We start from the raw sequence: 22,172 nt of genomic DNA on the forward strand, positions 1-22,172 counted from the left end.
GTTTCAGTGCCTCCTGATCACGCTGTTCACGCTGATCACCCGGGGGCACATCTCGCGGACCGAGCCGCACGAGCACGGAGGAGAAGGGCGAGAAATGGACGAGCTGAAGGGGAAGGTCGCCGTCGTCACGGGGGCCGGCCAGGGCATCGGGCGCGCCGAGGCGCGGGCGCTCGCACGGGCGGGCGCGCATGTGGTGGTCAACGACGTGGGCCGTACGCCGGAGGGCCGGCCGGCCGCCGACGAGGCCGTCGAGGAGATCCGCGCGGCCGGGGGCAGCGCCGAGGCCAACGGGGACGACATCTCCACCTGGGACGGCGCGGAGCGGCTGATCGCCCAGGCGGCCGGCGTCCGGGGAAAGCTCGACTTCCTCGTCTGCAACGCGGGCATCATCCGGGACCGCACCATCGTCAACATCTCCGAGGCCGAGTGGGACGCGGTGATGGCCGTCCACCTCAAGGGCCACGCCGGTCCCCTGCACTTCGCCGCCGCCCACTGGAAGGCGCTGCACCAGGCGTCCGGCGAGCCGGTCGACGCCGCCGTGGTGACCACGTCCTCGGAGGCCGGGCTCTACGGCAATTTCGGGCAGGTCAACTACTCGGCCGCCAAGGCGGGCATCGTCGCCCTCACCCAGGTCGCGGCGCGCGAGCTGGCACGCTACGGCGTACGCGCCAACTCCATCTGCCCGCGCGCCCGGACCGGCATGACCGAGGGCGTCGTCGAGGGCATGGCGCCCGCAGAGGGCGCGGCCGACGAGTGGGACCCCGAGAGCGTCGCCGCGCTCACGGCCTTCCTCGGCTGCGCGCACTCGCGGGGGATCACCGGCCAGGTCTTCGTCGTCCACGGCCCGACGGTGTCCCGCATGCGGGAGTGGACGCCCGCGGACGAGATCACCGGGAGCACGGCGCTGCGGCTGGACGACATCATCGCCCAGCGGGACCGTCTCGGCTCGGTCCGGGACACGACCGTCGTGGACTTCGCCGAGGCGTCCGCGCGATCGGGCCGCGTGGCCGCGATCTGACCGTACGTCAGCCGCGTACGACGGTGGCCGGGCCCTCGGGGCCCGGCCACCTTTTCGCTGTCCGCGTCGTCAGTCCTCCACGATGATCGCGGCGGCCGGACACCCGGCCGCCGCCGCGTCCGCCGCGGCGCGGTCGGCGGCGCCGATCCGCTCCCGCAGCACGGCCACGGCCCCGTCGTCGTCCAGGCCGAAGACCGAGGGCGCCACCAGGACGCAGTTCCCCGCGCCCACGCAGGCGTCCGCGTCCGCGCTGACGGTGGCGGTGGCCGGAGCCGGGGCGGCCTCTTTGGCCGGGGCCACCACGGCGTTGAGCGGGCTGAACGAGCGCGGCATGTAGCCGCGGTAGCGCGCCGGTTCCGCGTCGCGGTCCCAGCGCAGCGTCCCGTAGCGGTCGAGCAACTGCGAGATCACCTCGACCTCCTCGCCGCGCGAGAGCGCCGCGCCGACGCAGTAGCGCGGGCCGACGTTGAACGCGACGTGCGTCTTGAGATTGCCGCGGTCCAGGTCGACGGTCTCGGGGTGGTGGAACTGCCGGGGGTCCCGGTTCGCGGCCCCGTTGACCGGGTGCACCCGGTCGCCCTTGGCGATCAGCCGTCCCGCCACCTCCACGTCACGGGTCGCCACGCGCACCCGGAACTGCACGGGCGCCAGGTAGCGCAGCACCTCCTCGCCGAAGGCCACGATCTGGCGCTCGTCCCCGCGGATGCGGTCCTGCAACTCGGGGTGGTTCAGCAGCGTGTGGATGGCGTTCTTCAGGAAGTGCGCGGTGGTGTCGGTACCGGCGAAGAACAGCACCCGCGCCTGCGCCAGGATCTCCTCCTCGCCCCACTGTTCCAGCACGCCCTGCCCCTGCTCCCACAGCACCGAGATCAGGTCGTCGCGCGGCTCGTCCCGGCGCGCCCTGATGACCGGGAGCAGCACCTCGTTGAGGGCGGAGGCCGCGGCGGCCGCCTCCGCGTACGCCTCCTCGTCCTCGCCGAAGGTCTCGGTCCAGCGGAACATCGTGGAGTTCCAGCGACGGCACTTGGCCATCAACTCCTCGTCACGCCAGTCGAGTCCGAGCAGCGCGGCGATGACGTCGCTGGGCACCACCGAGGCGAACTCGACGGCGAGGTCGACATGGGTGCGCCCCTCGATCGCGTCGAGCCGGGTGCTCACCAGCTCCGCGATGAAGGCGGTGCGGTACTTGCGGACCGTCGTCGGCGTGAAGTGCTGGAGGAGGAAGTTGTGGACGCGGTGGTGCTGCTCGCCCTGGAGGAGCAGCACTCCCTTGGGTCCCCCGTAGACGTCCGCCGCGCCCTTGAGTTCGAAGTACGGGTGGGCGAAGAGATCCTCGTTGAGCTGGATGTACCGGCACTCCTCGTAGCCGACGACGATCCAGGCGTTCATGCCCTCGTCCCAGTGGACGGGACCGCGGGCGAGTCGGTCGGCGAAGAAGGGATACGGGTCTTGGTCGCGTGCTTCCTTCAGGCTCTCCATGGCGGGTTGGGCCTCCGAGGTGGATGGGGTCAGGCGCCGCCCGACGACGCCGGGCGGTGGGACACCAGAGCGGTGTCGACACCGGTGGGTCCGAGGTCGGCCGAGCCGCCGGGGTGGCCCAGCGGCTCGTCGCGCCCCGGAAGGGGTTCGAGGAAGAAGCGGGCGTTGTCCTCCACGAAGTCGGCCTGGCCCTCGGGTACTTCGTCGCGGTACTTGATGGCCGTGACGGGACAGACCGGCTCGCAGGCACCGCAGTCCACGCACTCGTCGGGGTGGATGTACGCCTTGCGCGAGCCCTCGTAGATGCAGTCGACCGGGCAGACCTCGACGCAGCTCCGGTCGAGCACGTCGATGCAGGCGCCGTGGATGACGTAGGCCATGGGAATGCCGACTTCCTGGTTGAGAGGGACAGTGGTGAACGCCCGCCGGTTCGGGCGGTGATGAACGGCTCCCGGTGGGGGCGGGGTTCGGGCGGTGGTGAACGCTTCCGGTGCGCCCGGGGTTCGGGCGGTGGTGAACGCTTCCGGTGCGCCCGGGGTTCGGGCGGTCGTGGGCGCCCGCGCGTCAGGCCGCGCCACGGTCCGGCCGGTCGGCGTCCGCGGCGGCGACGTGCCGCAGGGTCTCCCAGTCGGGGATCTTGGTACGCGCCCGGCCGAGGTTCCGGCCGCGGCTCTCCTCCTCCGCGTCGATCGACAGCCAGCCGTCGTACGTGACGGGCCTGACGCCGCGCTCGGCGAGCACCCGGTCGACCTCGTCGGGCCCGGCGCCGCGGGGCGGCCGGGCCGCCAGGTCCGCGACGACACCGGCCACCGTGTCGGCGGCGCAGGCCCGGTTCGTGCCGACGACCCCGGACGGCCCGCGTTTGGCCCACCCGGCGACGTAGTGACCGTCGAGCGCCCGGCCGTCGGGGCCCAGCACCCGGCCCGCGTCGTGCGGGACGCGGCCCAGGTCCTCGTCGAACGGCAGGGCGCCGACCGGTGCGCTGTGGTAGCCGACCGACCGGACGACCATGCCGGCCGTGAGATCGGTGACCTCGCCGGTCGCCACGACCGCGCCGTCGGCCTCCCGCGTCCTTTCCAGGCGCACGGCGGTGACGGCGCCGCCGTCGCCCAACAGCTCCACGGGGCGGGACCAGAAGTGGAAGCGCAGGGTGCGCCGGACGGCGGGCACCTCACGGGAGGCGAGGTCGGCGAAGACCTTGAGGTTGGCCGCGGTCAGCGGGTCCTGCGACCCGGCGGGCAGCAGCCCGGCGTCCAACTCGGTCGCGACATCGTGGAGTTCGAGCAGTTCACGCAGTTCCTTCGCGGTGAACTTCGCGTGCTCCGGCCCGCGGCGGCAGACGAGGTGGACGTCGCGGACACGGCTGCGCGCGAGCCGGTCCAGGACGTGCGGCGGCATGTCGGTCCGCGCCAGGTCCGCCGCCGACTTCACCAGCAGGCGCGCCACGTCGAGCGCCACATTGCCCGCGCCGACGACGGCCACCGACTCCGCCTCCAGCGGGAAGGACTCCCCCGCGCGGGCGTGGTCGGGATGGCCGCTGTACCAGGCGACGAAGTCGGTGGCCGAGCAGACCCCGGCCAGCTCCTCCCCCGGTACGGCGAGCCTGCGGCCGACGGAGGCGCCGGTCGCGAACACCACCGCGTCGTACAGCTCCGCGAGTTCCCGCGTCGTCACGTCGCGGCCGACGTGGACGTCACCGAGAAAGCGGACCCCGTCGCGTTCGAGCACCTTCCGCAGGGCGACCACGATGGACTTGATCCTCGGGTGGTCGGGCGCGACGCCGTACCGCACCAGGCCGTACGGCGTGGGCAGCCGGTCGTAGACGTCGACCGACACATCGAGCGCGCCGCGCACGAGAGCGTCGGTCGCGTAGACGCCCGCCGGTCCCGAACCGACGACGGCGACACGGTAAGGGTTCATCTGCTCCTCATCCCCACCATTACTTAGCCATGTGTACTTAACCAGGCGAAGCAATACGTGTCAACGGTCACACCACGGGTCGTTTCAGAGGGTTCGCGGCGCGGACGCGACGACCGCGCGCGTGGCGTCCGCCGCCCGCCGCGCCACCTCGGACGTCGGCCGCGACCGCAGCGCGTCGCAGTAGACCTCGACCGAGAACGGCGCCTCGACGCCCGGCCGGTCGAGGGCCGCCACGAACGCGCGCAGGTCGAAGTCGCCCTCGCCGGGCAGGACCCGGTGGTGGACGGCGTCCACCATGCGGTCGGGGTCGACCGGCGGCACCGGGCCGTCGTTGAACTGCACCATGAACACGCGCTCCGGCGGCGCCGTACGCAGCAGCCCCAGGTCCGGGTCACCGCGGAAGAAGTGCCAACTGTCCACGCACAGACCGCCGTTGCCACGGTCCGCCCCGGCCACGACGGCCAGCCCGGACGCCAGGTCGGGGATGCTGCTGTAGGGCACGAATTCCAGCGCCACCCTCAGCCCGTGCGCCGCCGCCCGGTCGCACAACTCCCCGAAGGCGTCGACCACTTCGGGCCCGACCGGCCGGGCGTCCGCGACCGGCCGGGCGTCGAAGGTGCCGACGGTCTGCACGAAGGGCACCCCGAAGGTGTCGGCCAGATGGAAGGCGGTCCTCTCCAGCTCCGGGTCGGCGTAGACCAGACCAGGACGGCCGGCGACACCCGCCGGTCGGCCCGGCGCGCCGTGGAAGCCGAACAGCACCTCGACCTCGTTGATCCGCACGTCCCACTCGGCGAGCACCGCGGCGAGGTCGCGGTCCTTCCACCCCCGCGCGAGCAGGTCCCGGTAGTACGGGATCGCGAGCCCGATCCCCTCGTACCCGGCCCGGCGGGCCGCGGCGACACGGTCGGGGAACGACGCGTCGCGCACGGTGCCCCAGGCCAGGACCAGCCGGGGCTCGCGCGCCGCGGGCGGCGCGTTCACCCGGCGGCTCCCGTCAGGTCGGGCAGCACGCGGCGCTCGACCAGCGTCCGCAGCGCGTCGCGGAAGGTCGCCTCGGTGTCGTGGACGCGGGTGTAGCCGGCCTGTTTCACCTTGACCGTGCTGACGAGCGCGGGCGGCGGCATCGTCGTCAGGCCGTAACCGAAGGTGTAGTCGGCGTACTGATGCGACCGGCCGAGGACGTCGAGCAGGGAGAGCGGGCGCAGCCGGTGCTTGGTCACGATGTCCTGCCAGACCCCGGCCAGCCGGGGCAGCTCCTCGGTCAGACTCATCGGACGGGGCGGCGCGCACGGCACGCCCATCGCGTCGGCCAGGGACGGCCAGAGCTCCTGCCAGGAGAACACCTCGCCGTTCGTCAGGTTGAAGTGCTCGCCCCGAGCCGCGGGCGAGGTCGCCGCCCACACCAGGGCGCCCGCGACCAGCCGCGCGTCCACCACCTGGCGGACCGGGTGGACCGTGCCGCCGGGGAAGCCGAACGGGATGCCCGTCGCGGCACTGAGCGCGGCGAAGGCGCCGATCACCGGCGGTGTGCAGTAGGAGACGCCGTACGCCGGTCCCACGACCTGGACCGGCCGCAGAATGGTCCAGTCGAACGCGTGGCGGTCGGCCAGCTCCCTGAGCAGGTCCTCCTGGCGCCAGTAGAAGTTCTCGTGGTCGTCGCGCGGCGCCCGCTCCCGCGCCGGGACCGGGATCGGGTGCAGGTGGGCGCCGTACGCCTTCGTCCCCTGCATGACGGTGGCGTGCCGCAGCGCGCCCTCCTCGGCCAGCGGCCCGAGGACACTGCCGAGCATCGCCTCGTTGGTCGCCATCTGCCGCGGGTCGGACCACCCGGCGACCAGGTCCGGTTTTTCGTACGCCGCCGCGTAGACCAGGTGGGTCGGCCGGGGTGCCAGCGCGGCGACGGCCGCGCGGGTCGCGGACCCGTCCGTGAGGTCCACCGGCACGTGCCGGCACCGTACGGATCCGTCCGCCTCGGGCGGGCGTCGTGAGAAGGCGACCACGTCCCACCCCTCGGCGGCGAAGGCGGTGATCGCCGCGGCCCCTATGAGCCCGCTGGCCCCGGCCACCAGCACTCGTCCAGCACTCATCTCGTCTCCTTGACGATGGGGCCCGTGTCGGCGGCCCTGCGGTCAGAAGGGCGGAAGCAGTTCGACGTCCTGCGGCGCGCTCACGAAGTAGCGCTCGACCAGGCGCCGGGCGAGCTTCCAGGCGCCCGCGCGGCGCTCGTAGATGTCGTGGTAGGTGCAGCTCACCCAACTGATCCTGCCGTCCGGGTGGACGCAGACGGCGATGGCGTCGCTGCGGCCGGTCGCGCGGTCGGGGGTCTCGAAGCGGGCCGTGTGGTTGGTGGTCCAGTGATAGGTCTCCTTCCACACCTTCCCGATGACCTCCTGCGAGCGGCGGATCTCGTCCGTGCCGTGGAAGTCGCCGCGCCCGCCGGGGATCAGGTACTCGGCGTCGTCGTGCCAGATGCTCATGAAGCGGTCGATGTCGCGGCGGTCGGTGCCCTCGCAGTAGCCCGCGACGATGTCGGCGAACTCCGCCCGGCCCTCCAGCTCGTCGATCCGCTGCTCCACCGACCGGCCCTCGGTGCGTGTCGTCATGTGCTCAGACCTCGGCCTTCGGCGCGGTGCGGAACTTGTCGGGGTAGTCGTCCGGCAGGTCCTCCTCGGCCAGCGGGACGATGTGGTGGTCCAGGACGTAGCGGTCCTCGCCCTTGGCCTTGTCGTTCTCGTCGAACTCCCAGAAGACGACGGTCCTGGCCGACAGCACGTAGAAGGGGCTCGCGGGCGAGGTGTCGTCCACGAAGCCCATCTTGCGGGCGACCGCGGCGGTCAGGATCTGCCGGAAGGTGCCCTCGGTGACGATGTCGTAGTCGCCGACCACCACACGGGTCTTCTTCGACTCGATGACGTACGAGCCGTTGTTCACCATCTCGGTGTAGTTGGCTCGAACCTGCTCGATGCCCTTCGGGCCGGTGTCCCCCTTGACGTTCCCCAGGACGCCGTACTCGTGGTACTGCGGGTCGTCCGAGAGCGTCGGCAGGACCATGTCGAGGTCGGCCAGCACCTCGCCCTTCGAGTGGTGGACAACCGTCTCGAGATGCTTGAGCTGCAGAGGTGTTTTGGCCTTGTGCATGTGCGCCTCGAAGCTGGTGTACGTCAGCTCCGGCCTGAAGTCCTTCATTTTCCCTCCTCAGGGATACGGGATCTCCGTGTGACGGTCGCCACAATTTATCTAACCATGTAAACTAATGGCTGAATCCGACACCCGCAAGGGTGTTCGGCGAATCAGCGCAGATGTACGCAAACCCCCGATGAAACGGGGTTTCTGGACATGGCCCTGACAGATCTACGGCGTGGGCACGTGGCGTCGGGAAGCCCGCCGGGCGCATACTTAGCAGCGCGAAGTTGATGAGGCGAACGCCCAGATTCGGGGTAAGGATGACCACGACCACTAACGGCTCTGTCGACCGCGTCAAGCACGAGCACGCCATCCGGCGCGAGGATCTGACGCGCCTGCGGATGACGCTCGGTCGCCTCGGACGGGTATTGCGGCAGCAGAATGACGACGGTCTGAGCTATGCCCTCATTTCGCTGCTCTTCAACATCGGCCGCAACCAGCCCGTCTCCGCGGGCGAGCTGGCGGCGTCGGAAAGGGTCTCCCCGCCGTCGGTGACCAGGTCGCTCAACCGCCTCATCGAACTCGGCTACGTCTCCCGTACCGCCGACCCCGCCGACCGCAGGGCGGCGCTGATCGAGCTGACGCCCAGCGGCGCCGACGAGCGGGAGCAGGTGCTCAAGAGCCGCGAGGTCTGGCTGGAGGAGCACCTGGGACGGCTGGACGACACGGAGCTGGAGAGCCTGCTCACCGCGCTGCCCGCCCTGGAGCGGCTCTGCGACCCCGAGCTGCCGCGCCGCCCCTGACGTCCCCCGGCCCGCGGCGGCCGGCGGGCACCGGCCGTAGGTGGCGGTCAGCGGATCTCGACCTCCTCGCGTGAGCGCGCCAGGGCCGCCTCGGCGCCCTCGCGACGCACCTCCCGCAGGAAGTTGAACTCGCCCGGCTGGAAGTGGATGTTGCTCAGCGAGGCGCCGACGACGGTGGTCGCGGCGAACGCGAGCCCGACGCCCAGCTTCTCCAGCGAGGCGAAGACGGCGTACTTCTCGGTGACGATGCCGTCCCGCATGATCGACGCGCACATGGCGGCGAGTTCGGCCGCCCCCCGTGGCGCGTCCTCGGCGACGCGGTCGACCAGACCGTAGTCGAGCGCGGTCCGCGCCGACCAGGCCACGTTGCAGTACATCAACTCCTTGGCCCGCTTGAGGCCGACCGTCGCGAACAGCAGCGACATGTCGCCGTCCACCCCGACGTTGTGCCACCGGGGGGAACCGAAGGTCGCGTCCTCGCCCGCGACCACCAGGTCCGCGCAGAGCGCCAGGTAGAGGCCGGTGTCCCAGCAGCGGCCACGCGCCTCGACGACCGTCACCTTCCGGCAGTGCAGCAGCCGGCTGTACAGGCCCGTACTCCCCCACCACGCCTCGTCCAGCGCGATCAGCCGCGCCCGCTGGCTCGGGTGCTTGCGCACCGATCCGCCGGGCGCCTGCACGTACTGGTCCCAGGCGTCGGCCGGGTCCCAGCCCGCGCACAGGTCGTCGCCCTCGCCGCGGATCAGGACGGCCTTCACGTCGTCGTCCCGGTCGACGTCCGCGAGGTGGGCCGCGAACTGCTCGGCCATGGCGCGGGTCATGAGGTTGCCCGTCGCGGGACGCCGTACGGTGACGGTCGCGATGTGGTTCTCGTGGTCCTTGCCCAGTTCGACCCGGCCCACGCTCATGCGCTCTCCTCCGTGAGACCGGACCCGACCGCCGCGCGGTGGATCGCGTAGTGGTCGGCCAGGTCGAACTCCCGGCCCACGCCGTGCGCGTCGTAGACGGCCTGCTGGAGCATCTTCGACATCGTCATGCCGTCCAGCGGCATGCCGATGACGGCGGCGGTCATCGACACGACCTCCGCGCGGAGCCGGCCGACCGGGACGACCCGGTTGACCAGCCCGATCCGCCCGGCGGTGGCCGCGTCGTGGACGGTCCCCCTGAGCAGCCACGACTTGGCGCGGTTGAGCCGGACCGTCAGCGCGGCCAGGACGAAATTCGCCTCGGGCACGTCGAGGAAGGGCGAGCCGAACACGGCGTCCTCGCTCGCGACGGCCAGGTCGGTACAGAGCAGGAGCGCGGTGCCCGCCCCGTGGCACGCCCCGCGCACCTCGGCGATCACGACCTTCTTCGCGAAGCAGGTCGCCTGGTAGACCGCGGTCGACGCGGCGAAGGCGCGGTGCCAGGTGGTCGGCGCCTCGGCCGCGGACGGGAATCCGGTGGCCGCCTCCGGCGCGAAGTCGGGCCCCGTGGTGCGCAGCACGATCGCCTTGACGTGGTCGTCGTCCGACGCCTCGACGACGGCCGCGGCCAACTCGGCGGCGAAGGCGGGGTCATGGGCCGTCAGCGGGGCGAAGCTCTCCACCTCGATGTACGCGCGGCCGTCGGCCACGCGGAGGTCGACGGCGCTCATCCCTTCACCCCCAGGCGGGGGTCGGCCGCTCCTTTGCGTTTCTTGTCGGCGTCGAGCGCGCCGCCGACGCCGACGTCTCTCGCGGTCTTCCAGAAGTCCATCTCGTCCGGGCCCGATTGGAGGAAGTGCGAGACCAACAGCCCTGTAATGGAAGGGACGCTGGTGTCCATCGCGCCCTCGGCGGCGCGCAGCCGCGACTTCAGGTACAGCAGGTGGCCGGGGGGCCGGGCGGCGAGGTCGGCCGCGATCGTCCGTGTGGCCGCGGCGAGTTCGGCGGCCGGGGTGACGGTGTCGACGAGGCCGAGGTGGTGCGCCTCGGTCCCGCTCATCGGCATCGCGGTGAAGCCGGTGCGGCGGGCGGCCTTCATGCCCAGGATGCGGTTGATGTGCACGCTGGCGACCGCGCCCGCCGGGCCCAGGAAGCGCGCTTCGAGCGCGCCGATCCTGCTGTCCTCGGCGGCCGTCACCACGTCGGCCTTGCACGCGATCATGAAGTAGGCCGCCGCGGCGCAGTAGCCGTGCAGTTGGGCGACGGTGACCTTCGGCGAGCGGGAGATCGCCTGGCTGAAGCCCAGTCGGCCCCACGCCATGTCCGCGCCGTACCGGTAGCCGACCGTCAGGGTGCGGCGCCGCTCGTGCGGGCGCTTCTGGCCCCACTGCTCATTGATCTCGTTGCCGCTGCAGAACGACTTCCCGTTGCCCCGGATCACGATGACCCGCACCGTCGGGTCGTCCCCGGCAAGCGCCATCAGCTCGATGATTCGGTCGCGCATGGGCACGCTCATGGCATTGTGCTTCTCCGGCCGGTTCAGCGTCAGATACGCGATGCCGGACGCCGGGTCGGCCTCGTACAGCACCTGTCGCGCCGCGGCGGCGATGCTCTCCGGGGTTCCGTACTTCACGCCTTGCCCACCTCTTCCGTTGCTCGGGGTGATTCCGACGGCGCGTGCGCGGGCCGCGCCTGCTCGACCACGCCGTCCGCGACGAGCGCGTCGATACGGTCCTGCGGGACGCCGAGGCGCGCGAGTACGTCGCGGGTGTCGGCGCCCAGCTCCGGTGTCCAGTCGCCGACCCGCGCGGGGGTGGCGCTGAGCAGGAACGGGCTGCCCACGGTGCGGACGGTCCCCCAGGTCGCGTCCGGCTGCTCGACGACGAAGCCGTTCGCGAGGACGTCGGGGTCGCGGGCGGCCTCGACGAAGGTGTTGACGGGAGCCACGGGTACGCCGTTGTCCCGCATCCGCTCGACCCAGGTGTCCCGGTCGGCGGTCAGGAAGATCTCCTCCAGGACCGGCTCCAGGACGTCGCGGTGCCGCTCGCGGATCCTGCTCTTCTCGAACCGCGGATCGTCGCGCAGGTCGGGCCGGCCAAGGGCCGCGGTCAGCCCGTGCCACACCTTCTGGTCGGTGGCGCCGATGACGATCCAGCGGTCGTCCCCGCAGCGGAACGCGCCCGAGGTCGACGTCACACGGCCCTGGGTGCGCTTCACCTCGTCGCCGTGCAGCGCGATGGTCACCTCGGCGGTGTGCATGGCCAGGCAGGAGCCGACGAGCGAGCCGTCCACGCGCTGGCCGCGCCCGGTGCGCTCCTTGGCCAGGAGCGCGGTCAGGATGCCCATCGCGAGGAAGACGGCGCCGGCGGAGTCGGCCATGCCGCGGCTGGCGAGCCGGGGCGCCCCGTCCGGGGTGCGGACGAAGTCCGAGAGGCCGGAGACGGCCTGCGCGACCATGTCGAACATCGGCTCCTTGGCGCGCGGGCCCAGCGGGCCGTAGCCGGACGCGGCGGCGTAGACGATGCCCGGATTCTCCTGGCGCAGGGTGTCGTAGCCCAGGCCCAGCTTCTCCATGACGCCGAGCCGGAAGTTCTCCACGACGACGTCGCACTCGCGGGCGAGGGCCTTGACGATGTCGCGGCCCTCGGGGGTGGTGATGTCGACGGCGATCGACTTCTTGCCGCGGTTGAGGCCGGTGAAGAACCCGGCGTATCCGTCCGGGGCCTGGCGCAGCCGCCGGTCCCACTCGCCGCCCGGCCGTTCCACCTTGACGACCTCCGCGCCGAGGTCGGCGAGGATGCGGGTCGCGTAGGGGCCCTGGAGGAAGCGGGTGAGGTCGAGGACCTTGATCCCGTCGAGCGCTCCGGCGAGGAATTCGGGCGCGCCGGGCGCGGGCTGGGGCACGGTGTCCGGAGTGACCACAGGCGCGGTCGCGCGCTCGACGCCGGTTCCGTCCTCAGGCGCGGTCGTACGCTCGACGCCGGTTCCGTCCTCACGCGCGGTCGCGCGCTCGATGCCGGGCGCGGTCATGCGTCCTCCCCCACCGTGGCCGTGACGAGTACGTCGAGCGCTTCGACCCGACTGCCGTTGACGCGCAGGGGGTTGACCTCCAGGGTGTCCAGGCTGGGTCCGACCGACAGGGCGGCCCGGCTGATCGCCACGATCGCCTCGCTCAGCGCGTCGAGGTCGGCGGCCGTGCTGCCGCGTGCGCCGCGCAGCAGGGCGGCGCCCTTCAACTCCCCCAGCATCCGGCGCACTTCGCGGGCGTCGACGGGCAGCACCCGCAGGCTGGTGTCCTTCATGACCTCCACCCAGATGCCGCCGAGGCCCACCGCGAGCACCGGTCCGAAGGTCGAGTCGACGGTGACGCCTACGAGGAGTTCCTGTCCCGGCTCCCGCATCGGCGAGACGAGCACACCGCGCAGGTCGGCGCCGGGGACGTTCCGCGCCACCGTCGCCGTGATCGAGTCGTACGCCGCCGCCGCGGCCCCGGCGCCCTCGACGCCGAGGACGACTCCGCCGACGTCGGACTTGTGCGCGACGGCCCGCGAGCAGATCTTCATCGCCACCGGGCCGCCGGCCTTGGCCGCCGCGCCCGCCGCCTCGGCCGCGGAGTGGACGAGCACGGCCGGGACGATCGGCACACCGGCCGCCTCCAGCAGGGCCCGCCCCTCGTCCTCCGCCCAGGTGCCGACCGTCGGCCCGTCGCCGACCGCGGCGGGCGGCACTTCCCCGGTCCCGCTCGCCGTCACCCGAAGCGCGTCGCGCTGCTCGACCCACCGGGCCACATGCCCGAGGGAGGTGATCGCGAGGTCGACGCCGGGCAGCAGGAACAGCTTGTTCTCGGAGAGCAGCGACAGGGCGTACGGCGAGATGTCCAGGCAGGTGTTGGACGAGAGGAAGACCGGTACGGGCGAGGCGGCCACGATCTCGCCGATGATCTTCATCCGGCTCTCGATGAACGTCGGGTCCTCGGGGCGCTCGTCCGGCAGCGGCGTCATCATCGAGAACATGAAGTCGATCCCGGAGTCCTCGACCGCGATCTCCATGAGGTCGTCCTCGGCCTTCGTCGGCCGGGGTCTGGCGCGGGCGTGGCCGAAACCGGTGGTGTCGAGGGGGTTGAGGATCGAGGCGAACTCCGGCAGGTGCGCGGCCAGTTTGGCGCCGGTGTCCTCCTGCCAGCCGGGCAGGGCCAGGCCGTTGACCGAGGCGAGGTCGGCGATGATGTTGCAGCCGCCGCCCGACGAGGTCACGACACCCATGCGGCGGCCGTCCGGGAGCCGCGGGCTGTAGCCGAACACCCCGGCGGTCGCGACCAGTTCCTCGACGCTCTCGACGCGGACCATGCCCGCCTGCCGGAACGCCGCGTCCACGACGGCGTCGTCGGTGGCCATGGCGCCGGTGTGCGCCATGGCGGAGCGCATGCCCTCCTCGCTCCGCCCGGCCTTGTAGACCACGATCGGCTTGCCCGCCCGCAGCGCCTTCGTGCCGAGTTCGAAGAGCCGGTCCGGCTCGCGCACGGTCTCCAGGAACAGGGCGATGGCTCGGGTGCTCTCGTCCTCGATCAGGTAGTCGAGGACGTCCAGGCTGGTCAGCACGGCCGAGTTGCCCACCGACGCCCACAGCGTGGAGCCCACGCCGTGGGCCTGGGCGAACTGATATGTCGCCCGCGCCATCGAACCGCTCTCGAAGACGGCGCCGACCGGACCGGCCACGGGTGCGGACTCGGTGGCGACGGCCCAGGGCACCACCCCGTCCACCGCGTTGATGAATCCGATGGTGTTCGGGCCCATGAGCGTCAGGTCGAGATCGACCGCGCTCCGCGCCAGCCGCCGCTGCCGGTCGCGTCCGTCGGCTCCGGACTCCCCGTATCCGGAGGCGAGGATGACCGCGTTCTTGATACCCGCCGCGGCGGCGTCCTCGAGGATGGCGTCGACCCGGCTCGGGCCGACCATGATGTAGGCCATGTCGACGGGCTTTTCGAGGTCCCGCAGCGTCGGGACGGTCGGTTTGCCGAACACCTCGTCGTACTTGGGGTGAACGAAGTGCACATCCCGCACCCCGCCGCCGAGTTCGAGGGCGTTGAGGAGATTGCGCGCCCAACTGGAGCTCGGCGATGCTCCCACGACCGCGATACTGCGGGCGCCGAAGAAGCGGCGCAGCCTGTCCGGCTCGACGATCGAGCGTCGTGCCGCGTAGTCAACGGTGAGCATGGGGCGTAACTCCTCGGGAGTCGGGCGATGGAGATCGGACCGTGGGATTCGGGCGGGGAAGGTCGGGCGAAGGGACGTCGCGCGAAGGACGTGGGGCGAAGGACATGGGGCAATTTATTTAGCTACGTAAAGTATCGCCCATGGTCCTGCGGCCGGACACCTGGGCGCCCCGGCCGCTCAGCCGAAATAGGCGGCGTTGAGCTCGGCCCCCTGGAGGGAGGACGGCGTGCCGGTGGCGGCGATCCGGCCGTCGCGCAGGACGATCAGCCGTTCGCTGGCCCTGGCCAGGCGGTCGCTGTTCTGCTCGACGACCAGCATCGAGATGCCCTCGGCCTGGAGGGCCCGCAGGGACGCGTAGATCTTCTCGATCACGACCGGGGCGAGCCCCAGCGACGGCTCGTCCAGGAGCAGCAGTCTGGGCCGCTGGATGACGGCGCGGGCCAGGGAGAGCATCTGCTGCTCCCCGCCCGAGAGCAGGCCCGCGAGCTGCGTGCGGCGCTCCGCCAGGATCGGGAACAACTCGTAGACCAGGGCCTGCTTCTCGGCGATCGCGCGCCGCACGGCGCGCCTGCTCAGCCGCATCGCGGAGATCTGCAGATTCTCCTCGACCGTGAGCGGGCGCAGGACGCGGTGCCCCTCCGGCACGATCACGATCCCCTTGCGGACGCTGGCGGCCGTCGAGAATCCGTTCATCCGCTCGCCCTGGAAGGAGACCTCCCCCGACCGGGGCTTGAGGCCGCCGCTGAGGGCGCGCATCAGGGTCGTCTTGCCCGCGCCGTTCATCCCGACCAGGCCGAGCAGTTCGCCCTCGGCGAGGGTGAAGGAGACGTCGTGGAGTACGGGTTGGTGGTCGCCGTAGCCGGCCGTCAGGCCGGTGACGTCGAGAAGCGGCGTGCTCATCCGGGAACCCCCAGGTAGGCGGAGATGACCTCTTGCTGTGCGAAGACCTCGTCGGGCGGGCCCTCCGCGATGACCTGGCCGTGGTCCAGGACGTAGACGCGGTCGCAGGCGCTGGTGATCAGCGGAAGATTGTGGTCGACCAGGACCACCCCGAGGTCGCGGGCGCCGAGCGCGCGGACGGTCGCGGCGATCTCCTGGCGTTCGAACTCGGTGAGTCCCGCGCCGGGTTCGTCCAGCAGCAGGAACGCCGGGTCGAGCATCAGATTGCGGGCGATCTCGACCAGGCGGAGCACGCCGTACGGCTGGTCCGCGGCCAGGCTCCTGGCGCGGTCGGCGAGGGCGAGGTCGGTGAGCAGGGTCATCGCCCGGTCGCGTCCGGCCAGCGCCTGCTTGCGGGCGGCCGGGCTAAGCAGCGACTGGCGGAGCCAGCCGACCCTGCCGATGCCGTCCCCGGCGAGCATGACGTTCTCCAGCAGGGTCAGTTCGGGGATGACCTTCGGGCTCTGGAACGTCCGGCCGATGCCCGCCCGTACGAGGTTCTGCGCGGGCGTGCCGAGGATCTCGTCGTCGCCGAGGCGCACGGAGCCGGTCGCCCGGACGTCCCCGGTGATCGCGTTCAGGAGCGTGGTCTTGCCCGCGCCGTTGGGGCCGATGAGTCCGATGACCTCACCGGTCGCGAAGGAGAGCGAGACATCGTTGACCGCGGTGTTGCCGCCGAAGGCGACCGACACTCCGCGCACCTCGACCCGTGCGTCCCGGTGCACGGCCCTGACCGAGTCCGCGAGGCGGTGGGTCACCTGGGTCACCGTCTCGGCGACGGCGAGGCCCGGTTCCCGCGGCTCCAACTCGCCGGTGGGTTCTGCCGCTTCGTCCGGCCGTCGGCGCCTGAGCAGCCACTTCACGAGGTTGTCCAGGCCGCCCGCGATGCCGCCGCGGGTGAGCACGACGAGCACCAGGATGCCCACGCCGTAGACCAGGTCCTGCGCCTGGCTGGTGGCCAGCGACAGCTCGTCCATCACGAGGATGGCGACGACGCCGAACACCGGGCCGAGGAAGTAGCCGCTTCCGCCGAGGATCGCGGCGAGCAGCAGCGCGACCAGGCGGGTGAAGCTGAAGGTCTCCAGGTCGATCACGAGCTGGAAGTGGGCGAAGAGCACCCCGGCGAGTCCGGCGAGGCCGCCGGAGATCGCGAAGGCGACCAGCCGCGTCGAGTCGGGCGAGACCCCCACCGAGGCGAGCACGCGCGGCCCCTCGCGCAGCGCGGTCAGTTTGCGCCGCATCGCCGACAGGTGGATGCGCAGGACGAGTTCGTACGTGAGCCACGCGAAGAACGCGGCGAGCCAGTAGTACGAGAGATAGCCGCTGATGAGCTGGTGGCCGAAGAACGTGGGCAGCGGAATCGAGTAGATGCCGATCGTGCCGCCGCTGAACTCGTGCCAGTTCACCATGACTTCGGCGAGCGCGAGCGCGAAGGCGAGCGTCTGGATGGCGAGGAACAGCTCGTTGAGCCCTCGGGTGGGAACCGCCACGAGAACGGAGAGCACGGTGGTGACCGCGACGGAGATCAGCAGCGCGGGCCAGAACGGCATTCCGAACCGGACTTCGAGATAGACGCTGGTGAAGGCCCCGACGCCGTAGGTGATGACGACCGAGAGATTGAAGATGCCCGCGTAGCCGTAGACGATGTTGAAGGCCGTCGTGAGGATGTACGCGATGACTCCGGCGGACGCCAGGTGGACGTAGTAGTCGTTGCCGCTGGCGACGAGTCCGACGATCACCAGGACCAGTGGGCCCGCGACGTGTTTGGCCCAGACCGAGGTCAGTGCCCTGCGTATTCCTTCGGGTTTCTTCGGGGCGCCGCTCACCTCGCGCGGTGCGGCCTTGTCCAGTCCGATGGTGCTCATACGCGCTCAGCCGTTCCGCGGAAGGTGAACAGCCCTGTCGGCCGCACGAGCAGCACCAGGGACAGGATCACGAAGAGTGAGGTCAGGTGGTAACTGGCGGCGATGTGCTGGTCGGTGAAGGTCATCACGAAGCCGGCCACGACGGCGCCGCCCACCGCGCCGAAGAGACTTCCGAGGCCGCCGATGACGGCGCCGACCAGGCTCAGGACGAGGAGGGTGGGCGCGACGTCGACCGAGACGCTGCCGAGCGAGGCCTGGAAGATGCCGCCGATGACCAGGCAGGCACCCGAGACCACCCAGGCGAGCAGTTCGAACCGCATCGTGCGGACGCCGTAGACCTGCGCCAGTTCGTGGTCGAAGGAGACGGCGGACAGGTGGTGCCCGATGAGCGTCCGGTCGAACAGGAACCACATCACGAGCAGCAGGAGGAGCGACAGGCCGATGACCAGCAGCCGTTGCTTGGAGGTCTCGTAACTGCCGATCGAGACCGAGCCGTGGATCCAGGGCTGCACGATCGAGGGCTCGCCGCCGAACCACGTGCGGGTCAGGAAGTTGAGCAGGAGTCCGAAGCCGAGGGTGGCGAGGGTCAGGCCGATGACCGGCACCTTCTTGCGCTGCGCGGGCACGATCGCGATCGCGTAGCAGGCGGCGCCCAGGACACCGCCGACCACGATCGTCAGGACGACGCCGAGACCGCTGTTGCCGGCCCCCCAGGAGGCGCACGCGGCACCGGCGAAGACGCAGAAGTTCCCGGCGCCGAAGTTGACGACTCCGCTCACACGGAACACCAGACTCACCGCCAGGACCAGCGGAATCAGCACCGCCGCCTGCGAGAGGCCGGTCACGACCAGCGAGATCATTGCGCACTCCCTTGTGCCCAGGAACGGTCCGCACCAGAATCTTTCACATGGCTAACTGCTATGAGACTGAGGTCGCGGATCACCCCTGTCAAGGGGTCGTCGGAAACCTTCCGCGTCGGCTCGCGTCGGCCCGCGTCGGCACTGCCGGATTTACTTAGCATGATGTAACGTTCGTCGCCCGACCACAGAGAGGGGCCCTTCATGAGCACCGAGCCGCTGCTCCGGCTGTACCACACCGGCATGATCGTGGACAGCCTCGACAAGGCGATGGCGGCCATGGGCGACGCCCTGCGCCTGGACTGGGCACCGCCGCTGACCTCGACCGTTCCGCTGGAGTGCCCCGACGGCGTCGTCGGGCGCGAGGTCCGCTTCACCTACTCGCTCCAGGGCCCGCACTTCATCGAGCTGCTGGAGCAGATCGACCCGGCGCCGTACCTCAACGTGACGGGCGGGCGCAGGGTCCACCACCTCGGCTACTACACCGACGACCTGCGCGCCGCGGCGGCGGCGCTGGAGGCCAGGGGATACCGGCGCGAGCTGAACGGCGTCGCCGAGGACGGCGGCATCGGCCGCGCCACCTTCCACTACAACCCCGAATCCCCCGGCATGTGGATCGAGTTGGTCTCGCACGAGGTGGCCGAGCAGATCGACGGCTGGATCGCCGAGGCCGCCGCCGCCAAGAACATCCCGTACGTCTCCCCGTTCGCATGAGCGGGCCGCTGACCGGACTCCACGTCCTCGACCTGTCGACGTACGTGGCGGGCCCGTCCGCGACGATGACGCTCGCCCAACTCGGCGCGGACGTCGTACGGGTGGACCCCGTCGGCGGCGCCACGGACACCCGGCGGCTGCCGCGCGGCGCGGACGGCACCAGCCTGTACTGGGCAGGGCTCAACAAGGGCAAGCGCTCGGTCGAGGTCGATCTGCGGTCGGAGTCCGGGCGCGACGTGGTGCGCGAGCTGCTGGCCGCACCGGGCGGCGGCCACGGCCTGCTGGTCACCAACGCGGTCGGCCAGTCGTGGCTGGACTACCAGGAACTGCGCCGCGTCAGGCCCGATGTCATCGTCGCCCACATCGGGGGGCGCGGCGACGGACGCCCGGCGGTCGACTACACGATCAACTCCGAGGTGGGCCTGCCCTGGCTCACCGGGCCCGTGGACTCCTCGCTCCCGGTCAACCACGTCCTGCCCGCCTGGGACCTGCTCACCGGTCTGCACGTGGCGCTGGCCCTGCTCGCGGCGCACACCGAACGCGCCGCCACCGGCCGCGGCCGGCTCGTCGAGGTCAGCCTCGCCGACGTCGCCGCCGCGACCATGGCCCACCTCGGCTTCGTCGCCGACGCGGTGGTGAACGGCGCGGGACGGCTGCGCGACGGCAACTACCTCTACGGCAGCTACGGTTGCGACTTCGCGACCGGCGACGGCCGCCGGGTGATGGTCGTCGCCCTGACCGCCAGGCACTGGGACAAGCTCGTCGGACTGACCGGCACACGTACCGTCCTCGACAGCCTTCAGCGCACGCTCGGCGTGGACTTCGGCGACGAGGCGGCGCGGTACGAGCACCGGGACCTGATCTCGGCGATCCTCGCGCCGTGGTTCTCCGCGCACACCCACACCGAGGCCGTCGCCGCGCTCGACGCCGGGCACGTCCTGTGGGGCGACTACCGGACCGTCGGCGAATTCGTCCGCGATCCGCTGGTGACCGCCAACGGCCTGTTCCACCAGGTGGATCAGCCGGGCGTCGGCGTGTTCCCCGTACCGGGTCCGGTCACGCGGTCGGCCGGATGGGGGCAGGACACGCCCGCCCCCGCGCCCCGGCTCGGCGCCGACAACGACGCGGTCCTGCGCGAGTGGTCGCGGGCACCTGCCGAGAACCCGCGGGCCGAAAGCCGCCCGATATGAGCACCGACCGGCTCTTCCTCACCTTCACGCACCTCAACGACGCCACCCGGCACGCCGAGTACAACGCGTGGCACCAGCTCGACCACCTGCCGGAGAACGCGCTGCTCCCCGGCGTCGCCTGGGGGGACCGCTGGGTCCGCACCCCGCGGTGCGCGGCGGCCGGCCATGTCGGCGACGACGCCTACGCACCCGTCCAGTACGCCGTCGCCTACGGGTTCCGTGCCCCGCTGGAGTCCGCGCTGCGGGAGTGGACCGACCTCAACCAGCGCGCCCTGTGGTGGGGCCGCCGCCCCGAACTGCCCTGGACCGAACGACGCCCGGTCGGCTTCTTCCACCCGGTCAAGGAGTACGCGGCCCCGCGCGTCCTCGTCGCGGCGGCGGCGCTCCCGCACCGCCCGCACCGGGGCGTCCACCTCACGCTGTCCAGGACGGCCGCTCCCGCCGAGCCCGCGGGCGCGGCCCGTTTCGCCGCGCTGGACCGGGAGTTGATTCCGGAGGTGCTCGCGGTGCCCGGTGTCGCGGGCGCGGCGACGTACCGGTTCGCCGAGGGCGCGGGCGGGTTCGGGTCACCGGCCGGGAGCGCCGACGACGGTCTGACGGTGCGCGTGCTGTACCTCGACGGCGACGTCCTGGAGACAAGCGCTCGCGTCGAGGACGCGCGGCCCGACTGGATCGGGCGGGACAGCGCGCCCGGCGACGCGGAGCACGTCCTGCTGAGCACGCCGATGCTGTCAATCCGCCCGTGGGAGTGGGACTGGTTCGACGGCGGCCGGCCGCGGCTCTGACCGGCGCGCGCGGCGGCTCGGCACACAGCAGCTGACCACGACCGAGGCCGCGCAGGTGGCGGCGCAGGCGAGCGCGGCCCAGGTCAGCCCGGTCGTCGTCGCCTCCCCCGCCGGTCCGTGGGCCGCGCCGATCAGCGCTGCGGTGACCGCGCTGCCCACCGCGCCGCCGACCGCCCGCAGCAGGATGTTGACGCTGGTGGCGCTGCCGGTCTCGCCCGGTTCGACCGAGTCGACGATGAGGCCGGGCAGCGTGCCGAAGGTCGCCCCCGCTCCCCAGGACGTCAGGACGACCGCGGCCACCAGCAGCGCCAGGTGCCCGTCGACCTCGATCAGCATCAGCGGCCCGAGCGCGCCGACGACGCCTCCCGACGCCAGCGCGACCCGTCGGCCCCTGGCCCGCGCCAGCGCCGTCGCGGTGCGGCTGCTCAGGTAGTTGCACAGCGCGATGGGGACCATCACCACACCGATCGCGCTGAGGCTGAGCCCCACGCCGTACCGCGTGTCGCGGGAGGCGAGACCGATGCGGGTGATGAGGACGGGCGTGTTGTACAGGCTCACGCCCATCAGCAGGCCGGTGAGGTGCGCGGCGAGGACGTCGCGCCGGGCGAAGAGCCGCAGTTGCACCAAGGGGTGGGGGGCGCGCAGTTCCAGCCGGATCCACCACAGCGACAGGCAGAGGGCCGCTGCGCCGAGGACGAGCACCCCGGCGCTCGACCAGCCCCAGGAGTTGCCCTGGCTGACGGCCAGCAGCGCGCACGCCGTGGCGGCGATCAGGACCACCGCGCCCGGCACGTCCAGCGGCGCGTCGCGGCCCACCGGCACCGTTCGCGGCAGACCGGCGGCCACCGCGAGCGTGACGAGCAGCGCGAGCACCGTGGCGCCGCCGTACGCCGCCCGCAGGCCGAAGTGGTCGGCCACGAACGTCGTGAGCGGGTAGGCCGCCCCGGCGCCGAGCGCCGTGGTGATCGACAGCAGCGCGACCAGGCGGGCCGTCGCGGGACCGGAGTACAGGTCGCGGGCGCACGCGATGGTCATCGCCACCAGCGCCACCGCGACGCCCTGGAGCGCGCGTCCCGCCAGGAAGACCCCGAAGTGGGTCCCGGCGGCGGAGACCGCGCATCCGAGGGTGACCAGCGCGCACACCACGACCATCGCGGGTCTTCGCCGCCGTCCGTCGGCGAGCCGGCCGAGCAGCGGGGTCAGGGTGGCGCCGACGAGCAGGGTGATCGTGTACGACCACTGGGACGCCTCGGTGCCGACGCCGAAGGTCTGCTGGACCCGCGGCACGAGCGGGGCGCCGAGGGTGACGACCGCCGCCGAGACCAGGGCGGCGGACACCAGCAGTGCCGACAGGGCAC

Annotated in this window: 21 protein-coding genes; 5 read left to right on the forward strand and 16 right to left on the reverse strand. The window is 71.8% G+C overall.

Annotated elements, in window-relative coordinates:
* The first annotated feature begins 94 nt into the window (after nucleotides 1–94).
* Nucleotides 95–1,018, forward strand: a complete 924-nt coding sequence (locus ABZX65_RS21900; RefSeq protein WP_355342424.1) for an SDR family NAD(P)-dependent oxidoreductase — start codon at nucleotides 95–97, stop codon at nucleotides 1,016–1,018.
* A gap of 69 nt (nucleotides 1,019–1,087) precedes the next feature.
* Here ABZX65_RS21900 and ABZX65_RS21905 read toward each other — a convergent pair whose 3' ends face one another.
* The 7 genes from ABZX65_RS21905 to ABZX65_RS21935 all read right to left on the reverse strand — a co-directional run bounded on the left by ABZX65_RS21905 (nucleotide 1,088) and on the right by ABZX65_RS21935 (nucleotide 7,606).
* The gene (locus tag ABZX65_RS21905; protein WP_355342427.1) at nucleotides 1,088–2,497 is read right to left on the reverse strand and encodes a cytochrome P450; all 1,410 of its coding nucleotides are present in this window, start codon (nucleotides 2,495–2,497) and stop codon (nucleotides 1,088–1,090) included.
* Between the two features lie 29 nt (nucleotides 2,498–2,526).
* Nucleotides 2,527–2,877 (reverse strand): ferredoxin, encoded by a 351-nt coding sequence (gene fdxA, locus ABZX65_RS21910; protein ID WP_355342430.1) that lies wholly within the window; start codon nucleotides 2,875–2,877, stop codon nucleotides 2,527–2,529.
* 184 nt (nucleotides 2,878–3,061) lie between these two features.
* Nucleotides 3,062–4,417 (reverse strand): FAD-dependent oxidoreductase, encoded by a 1,356-nt coding sequence (locus ABZX65_RS21915; RefSeq protein WP_355342433.1) that lies wholly within the window; start codon nucleotides 4,415–4,417, stop codon nucleotides 3,062–3,064.
* Between the two features lie 84 nt (nucleotides 4,418–4,501).
* Nucleotides 4,502–5,401, reverse strand: a complete 900-nt coding sequence (locus tag ABZX65_RS21920) for a sugar phosphate isomerase/epimerase (protein WP_355342436.1) — start codon at nucleotides 5,399–5,401, stop codon at nucleotides 4,502–4,504.
* Entirely contained in the window at nucleotides 5,398–6,507 is a 1,110-nt protein-coding gene (locus ABZX65_RS21925) for an NAD-dependent epimerase/dehydratase family protein (RefSeq protein ID WP_355342439.1), read from the reverse strand. Before ABZX65_RS21925 ends, ABZX65_RS21920 begins: the two co-directional genes overlap by 4 nt.
* Before the next feature lie 42 nt (nucleotides 6,508–6,549).
* Nucleotides 6,550–7,023, reverse strand: a complete 474-nt coding sequence (locus ABZX65_RS21930; RefSeq protein WP_355342441.1) for a nuclear transport factor 2 family protein — start codon at nucleotides 7,021–7,023, stop codon at nucleotides 6,550–6,552.
* A 4-nt stretch (nucleotides 7,024–7,027) separates the two neighbouring features.
* On the reverse strand, nucleotides 7,028–7,606 hold the full coding sequence (locus ABZX65_RS21935; RefSeq protein ID WP_355342444.1) for a hypothetical protein: 579 nt from the start codon (nucleotides 7,604–7,606) through the stop codon (nucleotides 7,028–7,030).
* A gap of 257 nt (nucleotides 7,607–7,863) precedes the next feature.
* On the opposite strand from ABZX65_RS21935, the gene ABZX65_RS21940 reads away from it, so the two are divergent.
* Nucleotides 7,864–8,346 (forward strand): MarR family transcriptional regulator, encoded by a 483-nt coding sequence (locus ABZX65_RS21940; RefSeq protein WP_355342447.1) that lies wholly within the window; start codon nucleotides 7,864–7,866, stop codon nucleotides 8,344–8,346.
* Nucleotides 8,347–8,393: 47 nt separating this feature from the next.
* On the opposite strand, the gene ABZX65_RS21945 is transcribed toward ABZX65_RS21940, so the two are convergent.
* From ABZX65_RS21945 to ABZX65_RS21980, 8 genes are all read right to left on the reverse strand, one after another.
* Nucleotides 8,394–9,254: an enoyl-CoA hydratase/isomerase family protein gene (locus ABZX65_RS21945; protein ID WP_355342450.1), complete on the reverse strand. Its 861-nt coding sequence runs from the start codon at nucleotides 9,252–9,254 to the stop codon at nucleotides 8,394–8,396.
* Nucleotides 9,251–9,982 (reverse strand): enoyl-CoA hydratase/isomerase family protein, encoded by a 732-nt coding sequence (locus ABZX65_RS21950; RefSeq protein ID WP_355342453.1) that lies wholly within the window; start codon nucleotides 9,980–9,982, stop codon nucleotides 9,251–9,253. The genes ABZX65_RS21945 and ABZX65_RS21950 overlap by 4 nt, the downstream gene beginning before the upstream one ends.
* Nucleotides 9,979–10,884: an enoyl-CoA hydratase/isomerase family protein gene (locus tag ABZX65_RS21955; protein ID WP_355342456.1), complete on the reverse strand. Its 906-nt coding sequence runs from the start codon at nucleotides 10,882–10,884 to the stop codon at nucleotides 9,979–9,981. Before ABZX65_RS21955 ends, ABZX65_RS21950 begins: the two co-directional genes overlap by 4 nt.
* The gene (locus ABZX65_RS21960; protein ID WP_355342459.1) at nucleotides 10,881–12,281 is read right to left on the reverse strand and encodes a CoA transferase; all 1,401 of its coding nucleotides are present in this window, start codon (nucleotides 12,279–12,281) and stop codon (nucleotides 10,881–10,883) included. The genes ABZX65_RS21955 and ABZX65_RS21960 overlap by 4 nt, the downstream gene beginning before the upstream one ends.
* Nucleotides 12,278–14,464: an acetate--CoA ligase family protein gene (locus ABZX65_RS21965; protein ID WP_355342462.1), complete on the reverse strand. Its 2,187-nt coding sequence runs from the start codon at nucleotides 14,462–14,464 to the stop codon at nucleotides 12,278–12,280. The genes ABZX65_RS21960 and ABZX65_RS21965 overlap by 4 nt, the downstream gene beginning before the upstream one ends.
* Before the next feature lie 177 nt (nucleotides 14,465–14,641).
* The gene (locus ABZX65_RS21970; protein WP_355342465.1) at nucleotides 14,642–15,364 is read right to left on the reverse strand and encodes an ABC transporter ATP-binding protein; all 723 of its coding nucleotides are present in this window, start codon (nucleotides 15,362–15,364) and stop codon (nucleotides 14,642–14,644) included.
* Complete coding sequence (locus ABZX65_RS21975) at nucleotides 15,361–17,268, reverse strand: branched-chain amino acid ABC transporter ATP-binding protein/permease (RefSeq protein WP_355342468.1); 1,908 nt, start codon at nucleotides 17,266–17,268, stop codon at nucleotides 15,361–15,363. Before ABZX65_RS21975 ends, ABZX65_RS21970 begins: the two co-directional genes overlap by 4 nt.
* On the reverse strand, nucleotides 17,265–18,128 hold the full coding sequence (locus ABZX65_RS21980; protein WP_355342471.1) for a branched-chain amino acid ABC transporter permease: 864 nt from the start codon (nucleotides 18,126–18,128) through the stop codon (nucleotides 17,265–17,267). Before ABZX65_RS21980 ends, ABZX65_RS21975 begins: the two co-directional genes overlap by 4 nt.
* A gap of 201 nt (nucleotides 18,129–18,329) precedes the next feature.
* Here ABZX65_RS21980 and ABZX65_RS21985 point away from each other — a divergent pair, with 201 nt between their 5' ends.
* The 3 genes from ABZX65_RS21985 to ABZX65_RS21995 are packed head-to-tail and all read left to right on the forward strand — an operon-like array spanning nucleotide 18,330 to nucleotide 20,814.
* Nucleotides 18,330–18,839, forward strand: a complete 510-nt coding sequence (locus tag ABZX65_RS21985; RefSeq protein ID WP_188284259.1) for a VOC family protein — start codon at nucleotides 18,330–18,332, stop codon at nucleotides 18,837–18,839.
* On the forward strand, nucleotides 18,836–20,029 hold the full coding sequence (locus ABZX65_RS21990; protein ID WP_355342475.1) for a CoA transferase: 1,194 nt from the start codon (nucleotides 18,836–18,838) through the stop codon (nucleotides 20,027–20,029). Before ABZX65_RS21985 ends, ABZX65_RS21990 begins: the two co-directional genes overlap by 4 nt.
* Nucleotides 20,026–20,814, forward strand: coding sequence for a hypothetical protein (locus ABZX65_RS21995; protein ID WP_355342478.1), 789 nt, complete (start codon nucleotides 20,026–20,028; stop codon nucleotides 20,812–20,814). The genes ABZX65_RS21990 and ABZX65_RS21995 overlap by 4 nt, the downstream gene beginning before the upstream one ends.
* Here ABZX65_RS21995 and ABZX65_RS22000 read toward each other — a convergent pair.
* Nucleotides 20,761–22,152 carry an MFS transporter gene (locus ABZX65_RS22000; RefSeq protein ID WP_355342481.1) on the reverse strand — a complete coding sequence of 464 codons (1,392 nt, stop codon included), beginning with the start codon at nucleotides 22,150–22,152 and terminating at the stop codon, nucleotides 20,761–20,763. The two genes, ABZX65_RS21995 and ABZX65_RS22000, sit on opposite strands and share 54 nt — an antisense overlap.
* Nucleotides 22,153–22,172 lie beyond the last annotated feature (20 nt).

It is taken from the genome of Streptomyces sp. NPDC003300, assembly GCF_040610915.1.
In the GTDB taxonomy this organism is placed as follows: domain Bacteria; phylum Actinomycetota; class Actinomycetes; order Streptomycetales; family Streptomycetaceae; genus Actinacidiphila.